At 69.5% G+C, this 21,638-nt stretch carries 20 protein-coding genes; 11 read left to right on the forward strand and 9 right to left on the reverse strand.

Features of this window, described 5'->3' with window-relative positions; translation table 11 throughout:
• Nucleotides 1–60: 60 nt before the first annotated feature.
• Nucleotides 61–1,260: a bifunctional adenosylcobinamide kinase/adenosylcobinamide-phosphate guanylyltransferase gene (locus tag ACFVXC_RS26990; RefSeq protein ID WP_389909767.1), complete on the reverse strand. Its 1,200-nt coding sequence runs from the start codon at nucleotides 1,258–1,260 to the stop codon at nucleotides 61–63.
• Between the two features lie 90 nt (nucleotides 1,261–1,350).
• Between ACFVXC_RS26990 and ACFVXC_RS26995 the strand changes: the two genes are divergently transcribed.
• Nucleotides 1,351–1,572 (forward strand): hypothetical protein, encoded by a 222-nt coding sequence (locus tag ACFVXC_RS26995; protein WP_389909770.1) that lies wholly within the window; start codon nucleotides 1,351–1,353, stop codon nucleotides 1,570–1,572.
• A gap of 81 nt (nucleotides 1,573–1,653) precedes the next feature.
• Here the strand turns inward: ACFVXC_RS26995 and ACFVXC_RS27000 are convergent, their stop codons facing one another.
• From ACFVXC_RS27000 to ACFVXC_RS27010, 3 genes are all read right to left on the reverse strand, one after another.
• Nucleotides 1,654–2,703, reverse strand: coding sequence for a S1C family serine protease (locus ACFVXC_RS27000; RefSeq protein WP_389909772.1), 1,050 nt, complete (start codon nucleotides 2,701–2,703; stop codon nucleotides 1,654–1,656).
• 87 nt (nucleotides 2,704–2,790) lie between these two features.
• Nucleotides 2,791–3,498, reverse strand: coding sequence for a class I SAM-dependent methyltransferase (locus ACFVXC_RS27005; RefSeq protein ID WP_389909774.1), 708 nt, complete (start codon nucleotides 3,496–3,498; stop codon nucleotides 2,791–2,793).
• A 74-nt stretch (nucleotides 3,499–3,572) separates the two neighbouring features.
• Nucleotides 3,573–4,247, reverse strand: a complete 675-nt coding sequence (locus ACFVXC_RS27010; protein WP_389910041.1) for a DUF3043 domain-containing protein — start codon at nucleotides 4,245–4,247, stop codon at nucleotides 3,573–3,575.
• Nucleotides 4,248–4,465: 218 nt separating this feature from the next.
• Between ACFVXC_RS27010 and ACFVXC_RS27015 the strand changes: the two genes are divergently transcribed.
• From ACFVXC_RS27015 to ACFVXC_RS27035, 5 genes are all read left to right on the forward strand, one after another.
• Nucleotides 4,466–5,257 carry a PspA/IM30 family protein gene (locus tag ACFVXC_RS27015; protein ID WP_389909776.1) on the forward strand — a complete coding sequence of 264 codons (792 nt, stop codon included), beginning with the start codon at nucleotides 4,466–4,468 and terminating at the stop codon, nucleotides 5,255–5,257.
• A 27-nt stretch (nucleotides 5,258–5,284) separates the two neighbouring features.
• The gene (locus tag ACFVXC_RS27020; RefSeq protein WP_389909779.1) at nucleotides 5,285–5,563 is read left to right on the forward strand and encodes a hypothetical protein; all 279 of its coding nucleotides are present in this window, start codon (nucleotides 5,285–5,287) and stop codon (nucleotides 5,561–5,563) included.
• Between the two features lie 463 nt (nucleotides 5,564–6,026).
• The gene (locus ACFVXC_RS27025) at nucleotides 6,027–7,274 is read left to right on the forward strand and encodes a sensor histidine kinase (RefSeq protein ID WP_389909782.1); all 1,248 of its coding nucleotides are present in this window, start codon (nucleotides 6,027–6,029) and stop codon (nucleotides 7,272–7,274) included.
• Nucleotides 7,271–7,951, forward strand: coding sequence for a response regulator (locus ACFVXC_RS27030; protein ID WP_389909785.1), 681 nt, complete (start codon nucleotides 7,271–7,273; stop codon nucleotides 7,949–7,951). The genes ACFVXC_RS27025 and ACFVXC_RS27030 overlap by 4 nt, the downstream gene beginning before the upstream one ends.
• Before the next feature lie 151 nt (nucleotides 7,952–8,102).
• Nucleotides 8,103–11,240 (forward strand): efflux RND transporter permease subunit, encoded by a 3,138-nt coding sequence (locus ACFVXC_RS27035; protein WP_389909788.1) that lies wholly within the window; start codon nucleotides 8,103–8,105, stop codon nucleotides 11,238–11,240.
• A 69-nt stretch (nucleotides 11,241–11,309) separates the two neighbouring features.
• Here the strand turns inward: ACFVXC_RS27035 and ACFVXC_RS27040 are convergent, their stop codons facing one another.
• The gene (locus ACFVXC_RS27040) at nucleotides 11,310–11,516 is read right to left on the reverse strand and encodes a hypothetical protein (protein ID WP_389909790.1); all 207 of its coding nucleotides are present in this window, start codon (nucleotides 11,514–11,516) and stop codon (nucleotides 11,310–11,312) included.
• Between the two features lie 263 nt (nucleotides 11,517–11,779).
• Entirely contained in the window at nucleotides 11,780–12,967 is a 1,188-nt protein-coding gene (gene nadA / locus ACFVXC_RS27045; RefSeq protein ID WP_389909793.1) for a quinolinate synthase NadA, read from the reverse strand.
• 262 nt (nucleotides 12,968–13,229) lie between these two features.
• On the opposite strand from nadA, the gene ACFVXC_RS27050 reads away from it, so the two are divergent.
• The gene (locus ACFVXC_RS27050) at nucleotides 13,230–13,586 is read left to right on the forward strand and encodes an iron-sulfur cluster assembly accessory protein (RefSeq protein WP_249590357.1); all 357 of its coding nucleotides are present in this window, start codon (nucleotides 13,230–13,232) and stop codon (nucleotides 13,584–13,586) included.
• Between the two features lie 74 nt (nucleotides 13,587–13,660).
• On the opposite strand, the gene ACFVXC_RS27055 is transcribed toward ACFVXC_RS27050, so the two are convergent.
• Together ACFVXC_RS27055 and ACFVXC_RS27060 are read right to left on the reverse strand one after the other, a co-directional pair.
• The gene (locus tag ACFVXC_RS27055) at nucleotides 13,661–15,166 is read right to left on the reverse strand and encodes a hypothetical protein (protein ID WP_389909796.1); all 1,506 of its coding nucleotides are present in this window, start codon (nucleotides 15,164–15,166) and stop codon (nucleotides 13,661–13,663) included.
• A 192-nt stretch (nucleotides 15,167–15,358) separates the two neighbouring features.
• Nucleotides 15,359–15,577, reverse strand: a complete 219-nt coding sequence (locus ACFVXC_RS27060; RefSeq protein WP_389909798.1) for a hypothetical protein — start codon at nucleotides 15,575–15,577, stop codon at nucleotides 15,359–15,361.
• Nucleotides 15,578–15,712: 135 nt separating this feature from the next.
• Between ACFVXC_RS27060 and ACFVXC_RS27065 the strand changes: the two genes are divergently transcribed.
• Nucleotides 15,713–16,687 (forward strand): carbohydrate kinase family protein, encoded by a 975-nt coding sequence (locus ACFVXC_RS27065; protein ID WP_389909801.1) that lies wholly within the window; start codon nucleotides 15,713–15,715, stop codon nucleotides 16,685–16,687.
• Between the two features lie 33 nt (nucleotides 16,688–16,720).
• On the opposite strand, the gene ACFVXC_RS27070 is transcribed toward ACFVXC_RS27065, so the two are convergent.
• Nucleotides 16,721–18,100, reverse strand: coding sequence for a cysteine desulfurase/sulfurtransferase TusA family protein (locus tag ACFVXC_RS27070; RefSeq protein ID WP_389909803.1), 1,380 nt, complete (start codon nucleotides 18,098–18,100; stop codon nucleotides 16,721–16,723).
• Nucleotides 18,101–18,446: 346 nt separating this feature from the next.
• Here ACFVXC_RS27070 and coxB point away from each other — a divergent pair, with 346 nt between their 5' ends.
• From coxB to ACFVXC_RS27085, 3 genes are read left to right on the forward strand one after another with little or no spacing between them, the layout of a single operon-like run.
• Nucleotides 18,447–19,409, forward strand: a complete 963-nt coding sequence (coxB, locus tag ACFVXC_RS27075; RefSeq protein ID WP_389909806.1) for a cytochrome c oxidase subunit II — start codon at nucleotides 18,447–18,449, stop codon at nucleotides 19,407–19,409.
• Nucleotides 19,406–21,142 carry a cytochrome c oxidase subunit I gene (ctaD, locus tag ACFVXC_RS27080; protein ID WP_389909809.1) on the forward strand — a complete coding sequence of 579 codons (1,737 nt, stop codon included), beginning with the start codon at nucleotides 19,406–19,408 and terminating at the stop codon, nucleotides 21,140–21,142. Before coxB ends, ctaD begins: the two co-directional genes overlap by 4 nt.
• Nucleotides 21,139–21,537, forward strand: a complete 399-nt coding sequence (locus ACFVXC_RS27085; protein ID WP_389909811.1) for a cytochrome c oxidase subunit 4 — start codon at nucleotides 21,139–21,141, stop codon at nucleotides 21,535–21,537. Before ctaD ends, ACFVXC_RS27085 begins: the two co-directional genes overlap by 4 nt.
• Nucleotides 21,538–21,638 lie beyond the last annotated feature (101 nt).

Consider the following 21,638-nt stretch of genomic DNA (forward strand, 5'->3'; position numbering starts at 1 on the left):
TCGGCGCGGGTCGGTCCGGATCGGTCCGGATCGGTCCAGGTCGGTCCAGGTCGGTGCGCTTCAGTCCCGCAGGGTGAGCGCCTGGCCCGCCACGACCATCAGCACGTGCTCGCACTCCGCCGCGAACGCCACGTTGAGACGGCCCAGTTCATCGCGGTAGCGGCGGCCCGACGCGGTCGCGGGGACGATGCCCGAACCGACCTCGTTCGACACGGCGACGACCGTGCGCCGGCTCCCGCGCACCGCGTCCGTGAGCTCGGTGACCCGCTTGCGCAGCGCCCGCTCGCCACCGCCCGCCCATTCGGCGTCGTCCCACGCGTTCACCTCGTCCATGGCGTACGTCAGCCACAGCGACAGGCAGTCGATGAGCAGGGGAGGGCCGCTCTCGGCGAGCAGCGGCACGAGGTCACAGGTCTCGGTGGTGCCCCACGACCCGGGCCGCCGTTCACGGTGGGCGCTCACCCGGTCCGCCCACTCCGAGTCGCCGTTCCTGGTCCCGCCGGTGGCCACGTAGAGGACCTCGGGGAAGGCTTCGAGACGCCGCTCGGCCTCCACCGACTTCCCTGATCTGGCGCCGCCCAGGACGAGGGTGCGGCGCGGTACGTCCGGTACGTCCTCGTAGGCGCCGACCGCCAGCGTCGTACCGTCCGGCACGGCCCGCGCACCGGCTGCCGCCAGCCTGCGGGTCAGCTCCGCGCCCGGTGGCACCTCATGGCCCAGATGGACGGCGATGATGTCCGTGGTCGGCCCGATCGCACCGGCCGCCCGCAGCCGGGCGAGCCCGTCGGGGCGCCCGATGACATCGGCGACGACCATCTCGTAGACAGGATGCTCGTCCGGCATCCCGGCGGGCGCACCGCCGGGCGGCAGATACAGCAGCCGCTCCCCGTCGGTGCCCACCACCTCGTACCCCGTGCCCGGATGGTCCATCGCCACCGCGCGCACCCGGTGCCCGGTGAGCAGCGCCAGCTCCCGCCCGTCCGGCACCCGGCCCGGCTGCGGAAGACCTGCCGGTACCTCCACCGAGGGGCCGTCGTGCGGATGGGAGAGCAGAACCTGGCGAACGCCGCCGAGCGAGTGCCCCGAACGGGCGGCCGCGAAGGCGGCGCCAGGGGTGAGGTCGAGCAGCAGGACGCCGTCCACCAGGAGCGCGGTCGCGGCGCGCGCGGCGCCGCCGAGCGCGGTGGCGCAGGCCGCGCAGGGGCAGTCGGGGCGGGGCAGGCCTTCGGGAGAGCCGGTGCCGAGCAGAGTCAGTTCCACGAGAAGATCCTCCCGCGTCACCGCGAGCGCCGCTCGCCCGGCTACGCTTCAAGCGGCTTCACACAGCTGTCGGACCATCGGGAGGCTGGCATGGCGGCATGGACGTGGCGGTTCGAGAAGGCGGACGGGACGGAGGTCCAGCCCGCTCTGACGCCTGAAGAGTTCACGACTCAAGGGGACGCGGAGTCCTGGGTCGGCGAGTACTGGAAAGAGCTCGCTGACGGCGGCGCCGACCAGGTGTCGCTCTTCGAGGACACGAACAAGATCTATGGGCCGATGAGCCTGCACCCGCAGGACGCGGCGCAGGGGTGAACGACGCCTGAGCGAGAGGGGGTGGCCGCATCCGCGGCCACCCCCTCTTGCCTCGTGATCCTCGTGATCGTCGCGCCGTGCCTACATTTCGCCCAGCGTGAGATCCGTGGTCCTGTCGGCGCCGCCTCGTGTGTACGTCACCTTCGCCTTGTCGCCCGGCTTCTCCCCGGCGAGCGTCTCGGAGAGCGAGGTGATGGTGGTGATCTCCGTATCCCCCAGCTTGGTGATGATGTCGCCGGCCTCGATGCCCGCCTTGGCCGCGCCGCCGCCCTTCTGCGCCTCGACGACGGCGACACCCGCGGGCTTGTAGTCGTCCCCGAGGACCGTGCGCCCCGTGATGCCGAGAGCGGCCCGGCCCGAGTCGGTGACCTTGCCGTCCTTGATGATCTGATCGGCGACCGTCTTCACCATCGAGGAGGGGATCGCGAACCCGATGCCGGGCGCCGCGCTGCCGCCCATGTCCGGGTCGGTGGCGGCGAGCGTAGGAATGCCGATGACCTCGCTGTCGAGGTTGACCAGGGCGCCGCCGCTGTTGCCCGGGTTGATCGCGGCGGACGTCTGGACCATGTTCGCGATGGTGGCGCCGGTGGAGCCCTCCGAGCGGCCCTCGCTGACGGTCCTGCCGGTGGCGGAGACGATGCCCTGCGTGACGCTGGACGACAGGCCGAGCGGCGAACCCATGGCGAGCACGATCTGCCCGACCCCGGCCTTCGTGGAGTCCCCGAACTTCGCGGCCTTGAGCCCGCTCGGGGGGTTGTCGAGCTTGATCACGGCGAGATCCTGCTCGGGGTAGGAGCTGACGAGCTTCGCGGTGAGCTCCTGCTCGCCGGTGGCCGTCGTGACCTTGAAGGTCCGTTCCTTGCCCACGACATGGGCGTTGGTGACGACATGGCCCTTGTCGTCGTAGACGACGCCGGAGCCGAGGCTGTCGGAGGCGTCGATCTGGACGACCGACGGCAGGACGGTCTTGATCACCTGCTGGTAGTCGCCCTGCAGATCGTTCGCAGCCATGGGCGCGGCCTGAGTGGTGGACTCACCGGAGTTCCCGGATCCGGAGCTCGAGCAACCACTCATGAGGAGCCCGGCGACGACAGCGGCGGCGGTGGCGTTACGGGTACGCGAGACAGTCATGCCCCGAGTGTCCCGTTCGCCCCAATATGTCGCCCTGGATGCGGGGCAATCGGGTGGGTGGGAGAACATCCGCCGCGAAGCGGCGGTTCAGTTCCGTACCCCACAGATATGCAGCAACGCGGCGACCCGCCGATAGGGATCGGTCCGCCCGGCCCGCTCCTCCGCCGCGAGCAGCGCCGCCAACTCCGCGTCCTGGGGCGGAACCGCGTGGTCCGGCGCCCCATCGGTGAAGACCCGCACGCCGTACCAGGCGTGCAGCGGCGCGGCGATCCCAGCAAGCGACGCGGTCACCGCGTCGAGCCGATCCGCCCGCGCCTCGATACCGAGCCGATTGCGGTACACGGTGGAGTCGAAGGCACCCATCGCCCCCGCCCAGTCCCCGGCGAGCCCCGGCCGCATGGCCAGCGCGTCCGCGTTCCGCACGAGGAGGGAGAGCAGCCCGCCGGGAGCCAGCATCCGGGCGAGGCCCGCGAGCAGCGCGTCCGGCTCCTCGACATACATCAGCACACCGTGGCACAGCACGACGTCGAAGCTGCCCGGCAGGAAATGCACCCCGGTGTCGCGCCCGTCGCCCTCGACGATGCGCACGCGCCCCTGGATGCCCTCGGGCTCGGCACCGAGCGCGGCACGCGCCGCCGCCACCATCGACGAGTCCTGCTCGACGCCCGTCACCTTGTGCCCGGCGCGGGCGAGCCGCAGCGCCTGCGTGCCCTGGCCCATGCCCACATCGAGCACGCGCAGCCGCTGTCCCACGGGGAAGCGCCCGGCTATCTGCTCGTCGAGCTGCCGGGTCACCAGCTCCTGGCGTACGGCATTGCGAAGGCCGCCCAGTATCTCCAGCCAGGCGGCGGCCCCGCCGGCGAAACCGCTCAGGGCCGCTCTCCGCGCTTGACCTGCGGCTTCGGCAGTCGCAGTCGGCGCATCTGGAGCGTACGCATCAGGGCGTAGGCGACGGCGCCCTTCTTGTTCTGGCTCGGGAAGCGCTCGTTCAGGCGCTTCTTCAGGCGGACCGCCGTCGTCACCGAGTCCACGATGATCAGGACGATCACGAAGAGCCAGAGCAGCAGCGCGATGTTCTGCAGCTGCGGGACCCGGACCATGCTCAGTACGAGGATGATCACGGCGAGCGGCAGGAAGAACTCCGCGATGCAGAACCGCGAGTCGACGAAGTCGCGGGCGAACTTGCGCACCGGACCCTTGTCGCGGGCCGGCAGATAGCGCTCGTCACCGCTGGCGAGCGCCTGACGCTGCTTGTCCATCTGGACGCGGCGTTCACTGCGCTGCCGCTTCGCCGCCTCCTTGCGCGTCACAGGCGTGTTGGCCACGCTGCGGCGCTGGGTCTGGGCCTCACTGCGCTTGGGCGTGGGGCGGCCCTTGGGGGCCTCGGGGTCACGGGGCTGCTGGGAGTCGGTCACCGGGGCCTTGCTCGCCGGGGCCTTCTCGTCCTTGGATCGGCTACGGAACACAAAACCCAAGGGTACGGGGTGCGAACGTGTGGACCCCCGCCCGATGGGGAACGATCCGGCAACACCGAGCGTCTTGATTGTGTGTCTAAAGGGACGTTCCGTGTGGTTTACAAGCGGTTTTCCGGCGGTTCCCGGGGGTGCACCTACTCCCTACGCCGGAGCTGGGCCGGGCGCAGTCGTCCTTGGGGATGAGCGCATCCGCCCGCGAACAGTGCGGTAATGGATGCAGGGCCCGTACTGTGGGTTCTGGCAGTACCTGGAGCTGGAAGTCCGTCAGAAGGGGGCGCGCGAAGCCCATGAGCGGTGTCATGAAGCGTATGGGGATGATCTTCCGCGCGAAGGCGAACAAAGCCCTTGACCGGGCCGAGGACCCGCGCGAAACCCTCGATTACTCGTACCAGAAACAGCTTGAGCTGCTGCAGAAGGTGCGCCGCGGTGTCGCCGACGTGGCGACCTCGCGCAAGCGCCTCGAGCTGCAGTTGAACCAGCTTCAGAAGCAGTCCACCACCCTTGAGGACCAGGGCCGCAAGGCCCTCGCCCTCGGCCGTGAGGACCTGGCACGTGAGGCGCTCTCGCGCCGTGCGGCGCTTCAGCAGCAGGTGACCGACCTGGAGACGCAGCACCAGACGCTCCAGGGCGAGGAGGAGAAGCTCACCCTTGCGGCGCAGCGCCTCCAGGCCAAGGTCGACGCCTTCCGTACGAAGAAGGAAACGATCAAGGCCACGTACACCGCGGCCCAGGCGCAGACCCGGATCGGCGAGGCCTTCTCCGGCATCTCCGAGGAGATGGGCGACGTCGGCATGGCGATCCAGCGTGCCGAGGACAAGACCGCGCAGCTCCAGGCGCGGGCGGGCGCGATCGACGAGCTCCTGGCCTCCGGTGCTCTCGACGACTCCTCCGGGCTCGCCAAGGACGACATCCAGTCCGAGCTGGATCGCCTCTCCGGTGGTACTGATGTAGAGCTGGAACTGCAGCGGATGAAGGCCGAGCTCGCGGGCGGCTCGACGCCGAAGCAGGCCATCGAGCCGGGCCAGGGACAGCCCCAGGCCAAGGAGCCGCAGGACACCCCGCGCTTCGACAAGCAGTAGTCACCGCTCACGTCCGAGGAGGGCGACATGATCGTACGGATCATGGGGGAGGGGCAGGTGAAGCTGGCCGACAGCCACTTCACCGAACTGAACAAGCTGGACGACGAGCTGCTCGCCGAGATGGAGAGCGGCGACGAGTCCGGCTTTCGCCGGACCCTCGGCGCGTTGCTGGACAAGGTCCGTGAGCTGGGCACGCCGTTGCCCGACGACGCGCTTGAACCCTCAGAGCTGATTCTCCCCGGGCCGGACGCGACGCTGGACGAGGTCCGCGAAATGCTGAGCGACGACGGCCTGATCCCGGGCTAGTTCTGACCGGGGGCCTGCCTGCCCGGGTCTCGGCTGAGTCCCGTCTGCGCGGCTGCCCGGGTCTCGGCTGAGTTCCGTCCGCGCGGTCGATCGTCCCGGCGCTTCGCGCCGGATGTCTCCCACCCGCCCGCCCACCCGCCCGCCCGATTACCCGGGACCTGGGGTTCGGTGCGGGATCCGACGCGGGGCAATCGGGCGGGTGGGCGGGAAAACTCCGCCGCGAAGCGGTGGGCCAGGATCCCCGCAGCGACCCGCAGCCGCCCGCAGCGACCCGCAGCCGCCCGCAGCGACCCGCAGCCGCCCGCGCAGGGAAACCCCACCCCCGGGCGCACGGAAGGCACACGGACGGCGCCCGCCACCAACAGGCCGGGCCAGGCCGGGCAGGGGCCAGCGCCGCCGACAAGCTGGGCCGAGCGGCCAGACCCGGTCCCAGCCGCCCGCAGGGCCCCGTACCGTTCAAGGCGTGAGCACTCTCGTGCGAGGCCGATGCTGGGCCAAGGCGCACCCCCTGGCTGTGGACGCCGCCCTCGCGGCGGCCGTCCTCGTATGCATGGTCATCGGCTCCTTCGTCGAGCCGTACGGTCATGACGGCGGCCCCAGTTGGGGCACCCGCACCCCGAGCGCGCTCAGCCTGGTCCTGATGGTGCTCGGCGCCACCGCGCTGGTCCTCCGCCGCCGCGCCCCCTGGGTCGTGCTCGCCGCGACCTGTGGCTTCACCGTCGTCGACCTGGTCACCGGCGAGTTCCGCGGCGGCGTCGTCATGAGCGCGGTCATCGCGCTCTTCACCGTCGCGGCCCGCACCAACCGCCCCACCACCTGGCGCGTCGGCCTGATCACCATGACCGGGCTCACCGGAGTCGCGATGCTTGCGGGCCCGCTGCCCTGGTACGCCCAGGAGAACCTCGGCATCTTCGCCTGGACCGGCATGGCCGCGGCCGCCGGTGACGCCGTCCGCAGCCGCCGCGCCTTCGTCGACGCGATACGCGAGCGCGCCGAACGCGCCGAACGCACCCGCGAGGAGGAGGCAAGGCGCCGCGTCGCCGAGGAGCGGCTGCGCATCGCCCGTGATCTGCACGACGTGGTGGCCCACCACATCGCCCTCGTCAATGTGCAGGCCGGGGTCGCGGCGCACGTCATGGACAAGCGGCCCGACCAGGCCAAGGAAGCCCTGGCCCACGTACGGGACGCCAGCCGCTCCGCCCTCAACGAACTGCGCGCCACCGTCGGCCTGTTGCGGCAGACGGGCGACCCCGAGGCGCCCACCGAACCCGCACCCGGCCTGGCCCGCCTGGACGACCTCGTCGAGACCTTCCGCCACGCGGGCCTCCCGGTGGAGGTGACCAGCGGCGACGCGGCCAGGAACCTGCCCGCCGGAGTCGACCTGGCCGCCTACCGCATCATCCAGGAGGCCCTCACGAACGTGCAGAAGCACGCGGGGACGGGCGCCGAGGCGGAGGTCAGCATCATCCGCGTGGGACCGAACGTCGAGGTCACCGTCCTGGACGACGGGACGGGCGACAAGGGCGAGGAGAGCGGGCAGGACGGGGAGAGCGACGGCGGCGGGCACGGTCTCATCGGCATGCGGGAGCGCGTCAGCGCCGTGGGCGGCCGCTGCACCGTGGGACCCCGCTACGGCGGCGGATTCCGCGTCCATGCGATCCTGCCCGTCACGGCAAAGCCGGTCACCCCGGCAGAGGGAGGGACCGCGTGACGATCCGGGTGCTGCTGGCCGACGATCAGGCCCTGCTGCGCAGCGCGTTCAAGGTGCTCGTCAACTCCGAGCCCGACATGGAGGTCGTCGCCGAGGCGTCGGACGGCGCGGAGGCCGTCGAGCTCGCACGGACCAGGGCCGCCGACGTCGTCCTGATGGACATCCGCATGCCCGGCATGGACGGCCTCGCCGCCACCCGCCTGATCAGCGCCGACCCCGCCCTGGCCCACGTACGGGTGGTCATGCTGACGACCTTCGAGGTCGACGAGTACGTGGTGCAGTCGCTGCGCGCCGGTGCCTCCGGCTTCCTCGGCAAGGGCGCGGAGCCGGACGAGCTGCTCGGCGCGATCCGGATCGCGGCGGCGGGCGACGCCCTCCTCTCCCCGGCGGCGACGAAGGGCCTGATCGCCAAGTTCCTCGCGCAGGGCGACGGTTCGGACGACGACGGCGGGGTGCGCGGTGAGCGCCTCGACGCGCTCACCGGGCGTGAGCGCGAGGTCCTCGTCCAGGTCGCGGGCGGGCACTCGAACGACGAGATCGCCGAGCGCCTGGAGGTCAGTCCGCTCACCGTGAAGACCCACGTGAACCGCGCGATGGCGAAGCTGGGCGCCCGCGATCGGGCACAACTCGTCGTCATTGCCTACGAATCGGGCCTGGTACGTCCAAGGGTGGAGTGACCGCGGGCCCGACGTACTGCGCCCGCAGTATGCGTCACATAAGAACGGGTCCTCGGAGTGACGATTCCTGCCCTGGACATGGCAGATCGTGTAGGGGGCACCGGCCAGCCGGTGCCCGTTCCTGCGCAGTACGCCACAGAGAGAGACCACCATGTCCTGGCTGTCCCGTTTCAGCCTCGCCCAACGGGCCCTGATCGGGCTGATATCCATCATCGCGCTGGTCTTCGGCGCGATCGCGATCCCTCAGCTCAAGCAGCAACTGCTGCCCTCCATCGAACTGCCGATGGTGTCCGTCCTCGCCCCGTACCAGGGTGCGTCCCCCGATGTGGTCGAAAAGCAGGTCGTCGAACCCCTCGAGTCCTCGATCGACGCGGTCGACGGCATCACCGGCATCACCTCCACGGCGAGCGAGGGCAACGCCGTGATCATGGCCCAGTTCGACTACGGCAGCGGCTCCAAGCAGCTCGTCGCCGATGTCCAGCAGGCCGTGAACCGCGCCGGGGCCCAGCTCCCCGACGACGTCGACCCGCAGGTCGTCGCGGGCTCCACGGACGACATCCCGACCGTGGTCCTCTCCGTCACCTCCGACAAGGACCAGCAGGCGCTCTCCGACCGGCTCGACCGCACGGTCGTCCCCGCCCTGAAGGACATCGACGGCGTCGCCCAGGTCACCGTCGACGGCGTACGCGACCTCCAGGTCGACGTCACCCCCGACGACAAGAAGCTGGCCAAGGCGGGCCTGACCCCGGCCGCGCTCGGCCAGGCGCTCCAGGCCGGCGGCGCCACGCTCCCCGCGGGCTCCTTCGACGAGGGCGGCAAGAACCGGACCGTCCAGGTCGGCGGCGGCTACACCTCGCTGAAGCAGATCCAGAACCTGATGGTCACCCCCGAGGCCAAGCCGGGGGAGCGGCCGGGCAAGCCGGTGCGCCTCGACGAGGTCGCCGACGTCAAGCAGCAGCCGTCGGACGCCACGTCCATCACGCGCACGAACGGCAAGCCCAGCCTCGCCCTCTCGATCACCATGGACCAGGACGGCAGCGCCGTCGCCATCTCCGACGAGGTCAAGGACAAGCTGCCCGACCTGCGCAAGGACCTGGGCGCCGGATCGGACCTGACGGTCGCAAGCGACCAGGGCCCCGCGGTCTCCAAGTCCATCGAGGGCCTCACCACCGAGGGCGCGCTCGGCCTGGTCTTCGCGGTCCTGGTCATCCTGGTCTTCCTGGCGTCGATCCGCTCGACGCTGGTCACCGCGGTCTCCATCCCGCTCTCGGTCGTCCTCGCCCTGGTCGTGCTCTGGACGAGGGACCTCTCCCTCAACATGCTCACGCTCGGCGCGCTGACCATCGCCATCGGCCGTGTCGTCGACGACTCGATCGTGGTCCTTGAGAACATCAAGCGCCACCTCGGATACGGCGAGGAGCGCGAGGCCGCGATCCTCACCGCGGTCAAGGAGGTCGCGGGCGCGGTCACGTCATCGACCCTGACCACGGTCGCGGTGTTCCTGCCGATCGGCCTGGTCGGCGGCATGGTGGGCGAGCTCTTCGGCTCCTTCTCGCTGACGGTCACCGCGGCGCTCCTGGCGTCCCTGCTCGTCTCGCTGACCGTCGTGCCGGTCCTCTCGTACTGGTTCCTGCGTCCCCCGAAGGACGTGCGCGGCGCCGACCCGGAGGAGGCCCGCCGCAAGGCCGAGGAGAAGGAGGAGAAGAGCAGGCTCCAGCGCTTCTACGTCCCCGTCCTGCGGTTCGCGACGCGGCGCCGCTTCACCAGCCTCGCCATCGCGATCGTGATCCTCGTGGGTACGTTCGGCATGGCACCGCTCCTGAAGACCAACTTCTTCGATCAGGGCGAGCAGGAAGTCCTGACCATCAAGCAGGAGTTGAAGCCGGGCACCAGCCTCGCGGCGTCCGACGCCTCGGCCAAGAAGGTCGAGAAGATGCTGGACGGCCTCGACGAGATCAAGGACTACCAGGTCACGGTCGGCTCTTCCGGCTTCATGGCGGCGTTCGGCGGCAGCACGGACACCAACCAGGCCTCGTACACGCTGACCCTCAAGGACAAGTCGTCCTACGACAAGACGCAGGACCGGGTCGAGGAGGAGCTCGGCAAGCTCTCCGGCATCGGGCAGACGTCCATCTCGGCCGGTGACGGCTTCGGCAGCCAGGACCTGAGCGTGGTCGTCAAGGCCGCCGACGGTGACGTGCTGCGCAAGGCGTCCGAAGAGGTGCGCGACGAGGTCGCGAAGATCGACGACGTCACCGACGTGCAGAGCGACCTGTCGCAGAGCATCCCGCGCATCTCGGTCAAGGCCAACTCCAGGGCGGCGGCGGCCGGGTTCAACGACACCACCCTCGGCCAGGCCGTCGCCCAGGCGGTCCGCGGCACCGAGAGCGGCAAGGCGATCCTGGACGACACCGAGCGCGATGTCGTGGTGAAGTCGGCGCGGCCGGCGAAGACGCTCGCCCAGCTGCGCGAGCTGAACCTCGGCTCCGTGAAGCTCGGTGACATCGCCTCGGTCAAGCTGGCCGACGGACCCGTCTCGATGACCCGCATCGACGGTGCGCGCGCCGCGACGATCACCGCCAAGCCGACTGGTGAGAACACGGGCGCGGTCAGTGCCGACCTCACCAAGAAGCTCGACGCGCTGGACCTGCCGGACGGTGTGACGGCGTCCATCGGCGGCGTCTCCGAGGACCAGGACGAGGCGTTCGCCTCGCTGGGCCTCGCGATGCTCGCGGCGATCGCGATCGTCTTCATGCTGCTTGTGGCGACGTTCCGCTCGCTCGTCCAGCCGCTGATCCTGCTGGTCTCGATCCCGTTCGCGGCCACCGGTGCGATCGGGCTCCTGATCGCCACCGACACCCCGATGGGTGTGCCCGCGATGATCGGCATGCTGATGCTGATCGGCATCGTGGTGACGAACGCGATCGTCCTGATCGACCTGATCAACCAGTACCGCAGGCAGGGCCATGGCGTGGTCGAGGCGGTCGTCGAGGGCGGCCGTCACCGCCTCCGTCCGATCCTGATGACGGCCCTGGCGACCATCTTCGCCCTGCTCCCGATGGCCCTCGGCGTCACGGGCCAGGGCGGCTTCATCGCCCAGCCGCTCGCGGTGGTGGTCATCGGCGGCCTGATCACGTCGACGCTCCTGACCCTCCTCCTCGTCCCGACGCTGTACGCGATGGTGGAGCTCCGCAAGGAACGTCGCCGCGCGAAGCGCGAGGCGAAGCGGGTCGAGAAGGCGGGTGGCCGGACCGAGCAGGCCTCCGACGTGGAGCCCGCGCAGGTCTGACGACGGGCAGCACCGACGCCGGGCAAGCACTAACCGAGGCGTTCAGCCTCACCCAGGACGGGGTGCTCCTCAGAACGAGGGGCGCCCCGTCCGCGTACGCCCACCGCGAGTGACCCCGAAGAGGCGTGCCGCGGCGGCCCCCTGCAGCCGGTCCGCGACCACGGCCCGGCTGATCACGACCCCCGCCACCCCGCTGAACCCGGCCACGAACCGCAGCGCGACCAGCCACCCCAGCGAGGGCGCCACGGCGCACAGCGCGGCGGTGAGCAAGGGCATGACAGAGGAACCCCCGGGGGCGGGCGAGTGGGAGAGGGTGCGGAACCGGGCGTGACCGTGAGCGGTCGACGTGGGACATCTGGAGCGCGAGAAGGACCCGAACGACGGTCGGGTGGTGCGCCTGGAACCGGCCCTCAAGGCGGAGCAGGGCATGGCCCTGATTCGAGAACGCCTGGGCGGAGATCTTCTTCGACAAGGAGCGTAGAACGCCGTAAGGGGCACCCGCAATGGCGGGTGCCCCTTACGGGCGAGAACGGGCAGAGCTACGGAAGCGCGAGCATCCGCTCAAGGGCCAGCTTCGCGAACTGCTCGGTCTCGCGGTCGACCTCGATCTGGTTGACCAGCTTGCCCTCGGCGAGGGACTCCAGCGTCCAGACCAGGTGCGGCAGGTCGATCCGGTTCATGGTCGAGCAGAAGCAGACCGTCTTGTCGAGGAAGACGATCTCCTTGTCGTCCGCGGCGAAACGATTCGCCAGGCGGCGTACGAGATTCAGCTCGGTCCCGATCGCCCACTTGGAACCGGCGGGAGCCGCCTCAAGGGTCTGGATGATGTGCTCCGTGGAGCCCACGTAGTCCGCCGCGGCCACGACCTCGTGCTTGCACTCGGGGTGCACCAGGACGTTGACGCCGGGAATGCGCGCGCGGACGTCCTCCACGGACTCCAGCGAGAAGCGCCCGTGCACCGAGCAGTGCCCGCGCCACAGGATCATCTTCGCGTCCCGCAGCTGCTCGACGGTCAGGCCGCCGTTCGGCTTGTGCGGGTTGTAGAGGACGCAGTCCTCCAGCGTGAGGCCCATGTCGCGGACCGCGGTGTTGCGGCCGAGGTGCTGGTCGGGCAGGAAGAGGATCTTCTCGCCCTGCTCGAAGGCCCACTCCAGGGCCCGCTTGGCGTTGGACGACGTACAGATCGTCCCGCCGTGCTTGCCGGTGAAGGCCTTGATGTCGGCCGAGGAGTTCATGTACGAGACGGGCACGACCTGCTCGGCCACCCCGGCCTCGGTCAGTACGTCCCAGCACTCCGCGACCTGCTCGGCGGTGGCCATGTCGGCCATCGAGCAGCCGGCGGCCAGGTCGGGAAGGACGACCTTCTGGTCGTCGCTGGTCAGGATGTCCGCGGACTCGGCCATGAAGTGCACACCGCAGAAGACGATGTACTCGGCCTCCGGCCTGGCGGCCGCGTCCTTGGCCAGCTTGAAGGAGTCGCCGGTGACATCCGCGAACTGGATGACCTCGTCGCGCTGGTAGTGGTGGCCGAGCACGAAGACCTTGTCGCCGAGCTTCTCCTTGGCGGCGCGGGCGCGCTCCACCAGGCCGGGGTCGGAGGGCGACGGCAGATCGCCGGGGCACTCGACGCCGCGCTCACTCCTGGGGTCGGCCTCGCGGCCGAGCAGCAGCAGGGCGAGCGGCGTCGGCTGGACGTCGAGATCCACGGGGGACTGGGCGGTGGTCACGAGACACGCACCCTTTCTTCTCTGTAGACGACTTTTCGTCTAATTGACGTTATCTATCATAACCGCTTCACGTCAGTTTGACGATGGCCATAGTGTCGATGTGACGCGTTCGCCCTCGACGGACCGATGTCCCATCGGGCGGCATGTGCGAGCATGAAGGGACAGACAGTCGAGAGAACGGCACTCGGCCCGGAATGAATCCGTGGCCCCGGCGGTTGCAACTGTCGGCAAGCAGTCTCCGTACAACCCGGGAGAGAAGCAGATGTCCGTATCGGACGAGACCACCACCGTGAGCGACGGCATCCTCCTGTCCGACGCCGCCGCGGGCAAGGTCAAGGGCCTTCTTGAGCAGGAGGGCCGCGATGACCTGGCGCTGCGCGTCGCCGTTCAGCCCGGCGGCTGCTCGGGCCTTCGCTACCAGCTGTTCTTCGACGAGCGCTCGCTTGACGGCGACGTGGTCAAGGACTTCGACGGCGTGAAGGTCGTCACCGACCGGATGAGCGCTCCTTACCTCGGCGGCGCCTCCATCGACTTCGTCGACACCATCGAGAAGCAGGGCTTCACGATCGACAACCCGAACGCCACGGGCTCCTGCGCCTGCGGCGACTCGTTCAGCTAGATCCGTACACGAAAGGCGGCCCCCGGAGGACTTCGGGGGCCGCCTTCGTGTGTGTACGGGTCTGTGTGACGGCGCTACTTGCGCGGCACCGTCCCGCCGCCGTCCGCGTCCACGACCTTGCGGTCGCCGAGCGCCTTGTCCAGAGTCACGCTCTGCGTGAACTCCTTGGCCACCATGATGCAGACCTCGCCCTTCTTGCGGGTCTCGGTCACCTTCACGCGCACGCTGTCCTTGCTCTCGTCGGCCGACGCCGAGTACTTACTGCAGGCGCCGCCCCAGAAGTGCACCGTCAGGGACTTGCCATCCGCGCGGTAGGACTCGACGTGCAGGGTCGGATCCTTCGGGCCCGTGCCGGTGTCCGTGCCCGGCTCACCGGTGGGCTTCGAGGTGGGCGTGGGGTCGGACGGCGGCGTGCTCGGCGAGGTGATGAACTTCGGCTCCACCGCCGGATGCGTCACCGTGAAGGTCTCCTTCGCGCCCTGCGGCTTCACGTCGAACAGCCAGGAGGGCACGAGCGTCTGGCGCCCGTCCACGAAGTGCGTCGCGAGTCCGAACGTGGCGCCCTTCACCGTGACGGGCCGCGGCTTCGGAGGCGCGGACGAGGGGTCGCACGGTGCCTGCTTCCGGCCTTCCTTGCCCGATGCGTCATCGGGCATGGCCGTGGCGCAGCCGCCGACACCGACGCGGTCGTCGCCGCCGCCCGACTCGTTGAGCTGCTTCAGCGTCTCGGCAGCGCTGATCACCGGGTACGTCGCACCCTTCTCCGGCGCCTTCAACTGGCCGCTGCCGCCGACCACTTGGCCGTCCGAGCCGACCTGGATGCCGGTCGACCAGCCGTACGTCGGGAGCCCGCCCACCTTCGGATCGGCGTTCACCACCCGTACGCCGCCCATGAGCTGGCCCGCGTCCAGCTTCGCGTCGTCCTGTCCCACGGCCTTCAGGACCGGTGCCGCCGCCTTCTTCGCCGCGCCCTCGCCGACCGCGTCACCCGCGCCGTCAGGGGCAGTGGACGTCTCCGAACAGCGCTTGCCCTTCGCGCAGTTGTCGCTGCCGCCGGTGGCGTACCGCGAGAAGGTCCAGGTGCCCGGCGCCTGCTTGCCCACCTGGAGTGAGGGCCCGGAACCGTCCTTGGTGGGACCGATCTTCCAGGCGCCGTCCGCTGAGACGGGCTTCCCCTTGACGCCAAGTGCCTTGGCGAGATCGGCGACCTGGCCCTCGGTCACGGTGCCCCGCGCGTGGTACACGGGCGCCGATTCGGGGCCGCCGGGCAGCTTGCCCTCCGCGCGGTAGGTGGCGCCGCTCGGGTCGGGCTCTCCCGGGGCGATGCCCTCGGTGCCGCCTTCGGTGCCGCCCTTGTGCCGGTCGCCGTCCGTGTGTCCGTCGAGGGCCAGCGGCGGTGGCGCACCACCGTCGCCGACGGGAGAACTGCCGTTGCCGCCGCTGCCGCCTGAGGCGGTCGCGGCGAAGTAGGCGCCGCCGCCACCGACGAGCAGCACCGTGGCCGCCACCGACGCGACGGCGAGGCGGGAACGCCGCCGGTGCTGCTCGGCCGCGTCATGGTCGGATCGCTCGGTGCTCACCGCATCGCTCCTTTGACTGCACTGCTGTCCCTGGAGGCCCGTGCGTGGGCCTCGTTCGTATTCCGCGTCCCCTTTACGGGGGACAGCGGTGGGACGCAGCGGGGGAGCGCGCGGTTCCCTCGGTGCGCGCCGAGGGGCGTCGCCGCAGTCGCTGCCGCGGTCGCCGCCTCAGTCGCTGCCGCGGTCGCCGTCTCAGTCGCCGTACTCGGACATGCCGTCGATCAGTCGCGCGGATGCGGGCGGGACGCTGACGCCGTGGATCAGCGCGGGCGACACCGGGGCGGTCGCGGCGGACGCGGGGGTCACCCAGTGCGGGGCCATGCGGGCGCAGTCGCCGCGCAACGTCTCCAGGGACTCGGTGGGCAGCTCGACGGGACGCGCGCGGACGACATGCTTCGAGATAACGGCCATAACCGCACCGTACGCATCGCACACCCGGCGAAAAAAGACCTACTAACGGGTAGTTTGGCCTCTTCAGTGGGGGTGTACCGACCCGGTAGCGTGAAGTGTCAACCCCTCGCCTCTCCTCCACAGGAGCATGCCGTCGTGCGTATCGCAGTCACCGGCTCCATCGCCACCGACCACCTGATGACCTTCCCCGGCCGCTTCGCCGACCAACTGGTCGCGGATCAGCTGCACACGGTCTCTCTCTCCTTCCTGGTCGACGCCCTAGACGTACGCAGGGGAGGTGTCGCCGCCAACATCTGCTTCGGCATGGGCCAGCTCGGCTCCGACCCGATCCTGGTCGGCGCCGCGGGCTCCGACTTCGGCGAGTACCGCGCCTGGCTCGACCGGCACGGCGTGGACACGGCATCGGTCCGCATCTCCGAGACGCTGCACACGGCCCGCTTCGTGTGCACCACGGACGCCGACCACAACCAGATCGGTTCGTTCTACACGGGCGCCATGAGCGAGGCCCGCCTCATCGAACTGAAGACCGTGGCCGACCGCGTGAGCGGCCTCGACCTGGTCCTCATCGGTGCGGACGACCCCGAGGCGATGCTGCGCCACACCGAGGAGTGCCGGACGCGCGCGATCCCCTTCGCCGCGGACTTCTCCCAGCAGATCGCGCGCATGGAGGGCGAGGAGATCCGTACGCTCCTCGACGGCGCCACGTATCTCTTCTCGAACGAGTACGAGAAGGGGCTCATCGAGTCCAAGACCGGCTGGACCGACGCCGAGATCCTCGCGAAGGTCGGCCACCGTGTGACGACCCTCGGCTCGCGCGGCGTGCGCATCGAGTCCGTCGGCCAGGACCCGATCGAGGTCGGCACCCCCGAGGAAGAGGCGAAGGTCGAGCCGACCGGCGTCGGCGACGCCTTCCGCGCGGGCTTCCTTTCGGGCCTCGCCTGGGGCGTCTCCCACGAGCGCGCGGCGCAGGTCGGCTGCATGCTCGCCACCCTGGTCATCGAGACCGTCGGCACGCAGGAGTACGAGCTGCAGCGCAGCAACTTCATGGACCGCTTCACCAAGGCGTACGGCCATGCGGCGGCGTCCGAGGTCAAGGTCCACCTGGTCTAGTCCGAAGTCCGCCGGAGCTCCTGCCCGGCCCGGTCAGGAGCTCCGGCGGACCACATAGGCACAGCCGTGGTCCGCCGACTCCTCGCCCACGTACTCCTGGCCCCGCATCTCGCACCACGCCGGGATGTCGAGCCGCGCCGCCTCGTCGTCGGCGAGGACCGTCACCGTGCCGCCCACCGGGACGTCCCCGATGACCTTCGCGAGCTCGATGACGGGCAGCGGGCAGCGCTTGCCGAGCGCGTCCACGACGAGGGAAGCGGACCGCGCACGCGCCACCGGCGCCACCGGCGCGCCCAGTTGTTCACGTACCGAGGCCACCACGCCCGGCAGCACCTGAAGAAAACGCTCGACCTCCGCCTCCTGGGTCCCCCGTGGGAGTGAAACGCGGACGTTGCCCTCGCTCAGCACGCCCATCGCCTTCAGGACGTGGCTCGGGGTCAGCGTCGAGCTGGTGCAGGAGGAGCCGGACGAGACCGAGAAGCCTGCCCGGTCCAGCTCGTGCAGCACGGTCTCCCCGTCGACATAGAGACACGAGAACGTCACCAGGTGGGGCAGGCGCCGCACCGGGTCGCCCACCACCTCCACGTCCGCCAAGAGCCCCGGCACCCGTGCCCGGATCCGCTCCGTCAACTCCCGCAGCCGGGCGTCCTCCTCGGCGGCCTCGGCCTGTACGGCACGGAGCGAGGCCGCTGCGGCGACCACCGCCGGAATGTTCTCGAAGCCGGGTGCACGCCCCGACTCCCGCTCGTCGGCGGGGCCCTGCGCGGCGAACCGCACCCCCTTGCGCACGACGAGCAGCCCGGCTCCCGCGGGCCCGCCCCACTTGTGGGCGCTCGCGGCGAGCAGCGACCACTCCCCGTCCACCCTGCCCCACGGCAGCGACTGCGCCGCGTCCACGAGCAGCGGCACCCCGGCCGCGCGACACGCCGAGGCGACATCGGCCACCGGCTGCTCGGTGCCCACCTCGTGGTTGGCGGACTGGAGGCAGGCAAGGGCCGTGTCGGGGCGCAGACCGGCGGCGTACGCGGCCGGGGACACCGCGCCCGACCGGTCCACCGGGATCTCCGTCACCGTCCCCCCGTCGGACTCGAGGGCCGCCGCCGCATGGAGTACCGAGGAGTGTTCGACCGCGGACGCCACCAGATGCCGCCCGACACGCCGACGCCCGGCGAGGGCCCCGGCGATCCCGGAGTGCACGGCCCGCGTACCCGAAGAGGTGAAGGAGAGCTCGTCGGGGCGGCACCCGACCGCCTCCGCGGCGGCCTCCCGCGCGGCGTCGAGCAGCATCCTGGCCCGCCGCCCCTCGCGATAGAGCCGCGCCGGATCGGCCCACCCCTCATCGAGCGAGGCCTGCAGCGCCTGCCGGGCCACGGGGTGGAGGGGAGCGGAGGAGGCGACATCGAAGTAGGACACGGGGCAACGCTAGAACGTTTGCTTGAGAAGACACCCCGGGGGAGCGCCCCGCGGGGGCGCGAGGAGCCGCGCGATCGAGCCAATGGGACCCGTGGCCGCCGGATGTGCCGGGCCCCCGGGCCGCCGGGCGGCCGGACCCCCCGTCAGAAAGGGCCGGACGTCGGGCCGTAACACCCTTCGGAGTGACCCGCGGCGCGTTAGGCACCCTCCCCGCGCGACCCCAAATAGCGTCCAGTAAGGTTTGGCCCGCATAAACATCCAAACCCCTGCCCGCCGCAGGGCGGCGACCGACGACCGAGAAGGCCGCACCCGACCGCGCGGGCCGAGACTCTCGGGAAGGCGCTACGTGAGTCCCAACGGCTCCGACCGCTCGTCGCGGCGCCCGATGCGGCGGAAGCTGCCGCAGGTGCTGACTGCGGGCCTGATCCTTGCGACCGCTACCGGTTGCACATACAAGGACTTCCCCCGCCTTGGAATGCCGACCCCGGTAACGGAAGAGGCACCTCGGATCCTCTCCCTCTGGCAGGGCTCGTGGGCGGCAGCGCTCATCACGGGCGTGCTGGTGTGGGGGCTGATCATCTGGAGTGTCATCTTCCACCGGCGCAGCCGCACCAAGGTGGAGGTACCTCCGCAGACGCGTTACAACATGCCCATCGAGGCGCTCTACACGGTGGTCCCCCTCATCATCGTCTCGGTGCTCTTCTACTTCACGGCACGTGATGAGTCGAAGCTCCTCCATCTCGACGCGAAGCCCGCCCACACGGTCAACGTGGTCGGCTATCAGTGGAGCTGGGGCTTCAACTACATCGAGGACGTGAAGGGTTCCGACAAGGACGACGCGAAGTCGGCCAAGGAGCTGGAGGCCATCCCGGACAAGTTCCGTGATGCGTTCCCGTCCAACGCCGGCGGTGTCTACGACGTCGGTACGCCCGGCCAGCGGAACCCGCAGAACAACAACCCCGGCCCGACCCTCTGGCTCCCCAAGGGCGAGAAGGTCCGGTTCGTACTGACTTCGCGTGACGTCATCCACTCCTTCTGGGTGGTGCCGTTCCTCATGAAGCAGGACGTCATCCCGGGCCACACGAACGCCTTCGAGGTGACTCCCAACAGGGAGGGCACCTTCATGGGCAAGTGCGCCGAGCTCTGCGGTGTCGACCACTCCCGGATGCTCTTCAACGTCAAGGTCGTTTCCCCCGAGCGCTACCAGAAGCACCTCGAGGACCTGGCGAAGAAGAACCAGACCGGTTACATCCCGGCCGGCATCGAGCAGACGAAGCACGAGAAGAACCGGGAGACGAACAACCTGTGAGCATCCTCAACGAACCTCAGGGTGCCTCGGCAGCGGAAGACTCGTCCGAGAACGAGCTGCCGGTACGGCGCGCACAGCCGGGCGCTGTGGTCATCAAGTGGCTGACCACCACTGACCACAAGACGATCGGCACGCTCTACCTGGTCACGTCGTTCGCGTTCTTCTGCATCGGCGGAGTGATGGCGCTCTTCATGCGCGCCGAACTCGCTCGCCCCGGCTCGCAGCTCATGTCGAACGAGCAGTTCAACCAGGCGTTCACGATGCACGGCACGATCATGCTGCTGATGTTCGCGACGCCGCTGTTCGCCGGATTCGCGAACTGGATCATGCCGCTGCAGATCGGCGCGCCCGATGTGGCGTTCCCGCGGCTGAACATGTTCGCGTACTGGCTGTACCTCTTCGGCTCGCTCATCGCGGTGGCCGGCTTCCTCACCCCGCAGGGTGCGGCCGACTTCGGCTGGTTCGCCTACTCCCCGCTGTCGGACGCCGTCCGTTCGCCGGGCATCGGCGCCGACATGTGGATCATGGGTCTGGCCTTCTCCGGGTTCGGCACGATCCTCGGCTCGGTCAACTTCATCACCACGATCATCTGCATGCGTGCTCCTGGCATGACGATGTTCCGGATGCCGATCTTCGTGTGGAACGTCCTGCTGACCGCCGTACTGGTCCTGCTGGCCTTCCCGGTCCTGGCCGCCGCGCTGTTCGCCCTGGAGGCGGACCGTAAATTCGGTGCCCATGTATTCGACGCGTCCAATGGCGGCGCGCTGCTATGGCAACACCTCTTCTGGTTCTTCGGCCATCCAGAGGTGTACATCATCGCCCTACCATTCTTCGGAATCATTTCCGAAGTGATCCCGGTCTTCTCCCGGAAGCCGATGTTCGGCTACATGGGCCTGATCGGCGCCACGATCGCGATCGCGGGTCTCTCCGTGACCGTGTGGGCGCACCACATGTACGTCACCGGTGGCGTGCTCCTACCGTTCTTCTCCTTCATGACGTTCTTGATCGCCGTGCCAACGGGCGTGAAGTTCTTCAACTGGATCGGAACGATGTGGAAGGGCTCACTGAGTTTCGAGACACCGATGCTCTGGGCCGTCGGCTTCCTGATCACCTTCACCTTCGGTGGTCTGACCGGCGTCATCCTGGCCTCGCCGCCGATGGACTTCCACGTCTCCGACTCGTACTTCGTGGTCGCGCACTTCCACTACGTCGTCTTCGGCACCGTGGTCTTCGCGATGTTCTCCGGCTTCCACTTCTGGTGGCCGAAGATGACCGGCAAGATGCTGGACGAGAAGCTCGGCAAGATCACCTTCTGGACGCTGTTCATCGGCTTCCACGGCACGTTCCTGGTGCAGCACTGGCTGGGCGCCGAGGGCATGCCGCGTCGTTACGCGGACTATCTCGCGGCCGACGGATTCACCGCGCTGAACACGATCTCGACGATCTCCTCGTTCCTGCTCGGTCTGTCGATACTGCCGTTCTTCTACAACATCTGGAAGACCGCCAAGTACGGCAAGAAGGTCGAGGTCGACGACCCGTGGGGCTACGGCCGTTCGCTCGAATGGGCGACGTCTTGCCCGCCGCCGCGGCACAACTTCCTCACCCTGCCGCGGATCCGTTCCGAATCCCCGGCGTTCGACCTGCATCACCCTGAGATCGCGGCTCTCGACCAGCTCGAGAACAGCGGCCACGGTGACAAGGCGCTCGCGGGCGGCAAGGAGGCCGGCAAGTGAAGGTCCAAGGCAAGATGTTCATCTGGCTGAGCGTCTTCGTGCTCGTCATGGCGATCGTCTATGGCGTGTGGTCGAAGGAGCCGGCCGGTACGACCGCGCTGTTCCTGGCTTTCGGTCTGTGCATCATGATCGGCTACTACCTGGCCTTCACGGCCCGGCGTGTCGACGCTGCCGCACAGGACAACAAGGAGGCCGACGTAGCGGACGAGGCCGGCGAGGTGGGCTTCTTCAGCCCGCACAGCTGGCAGCCGCTCTCGCTGGCCATCGGTGGCGCGCTCGCCTTCATGGGCGTCGTCTTCGGCTGGTGGCTGCTGTACTTCTCGGCCCCCATCCTGATGATCGGCCTCTTCGGCTGGGTCTTCGAGTACTACCGGGGCGAGAACCAGACCCAGTGAGTCTGTGATCCACCGCTTCACCGAGGGGCCCGGATACTCCGTCAGGAGCATCCGGGCCCCTCGTGTGTGGTGTCCTCACCCTCGGACGGGTGACTCGGCGC

The sequence above is a fragment of the Streptomyces sp. NPDC058257 genome (assembly GCF_042881845.1).
Classification (GTDB): Bacteria; Actinomycetota; Actinomycetes; order Streptomycetales; family Streptomycetaceae; genus Streptomyces.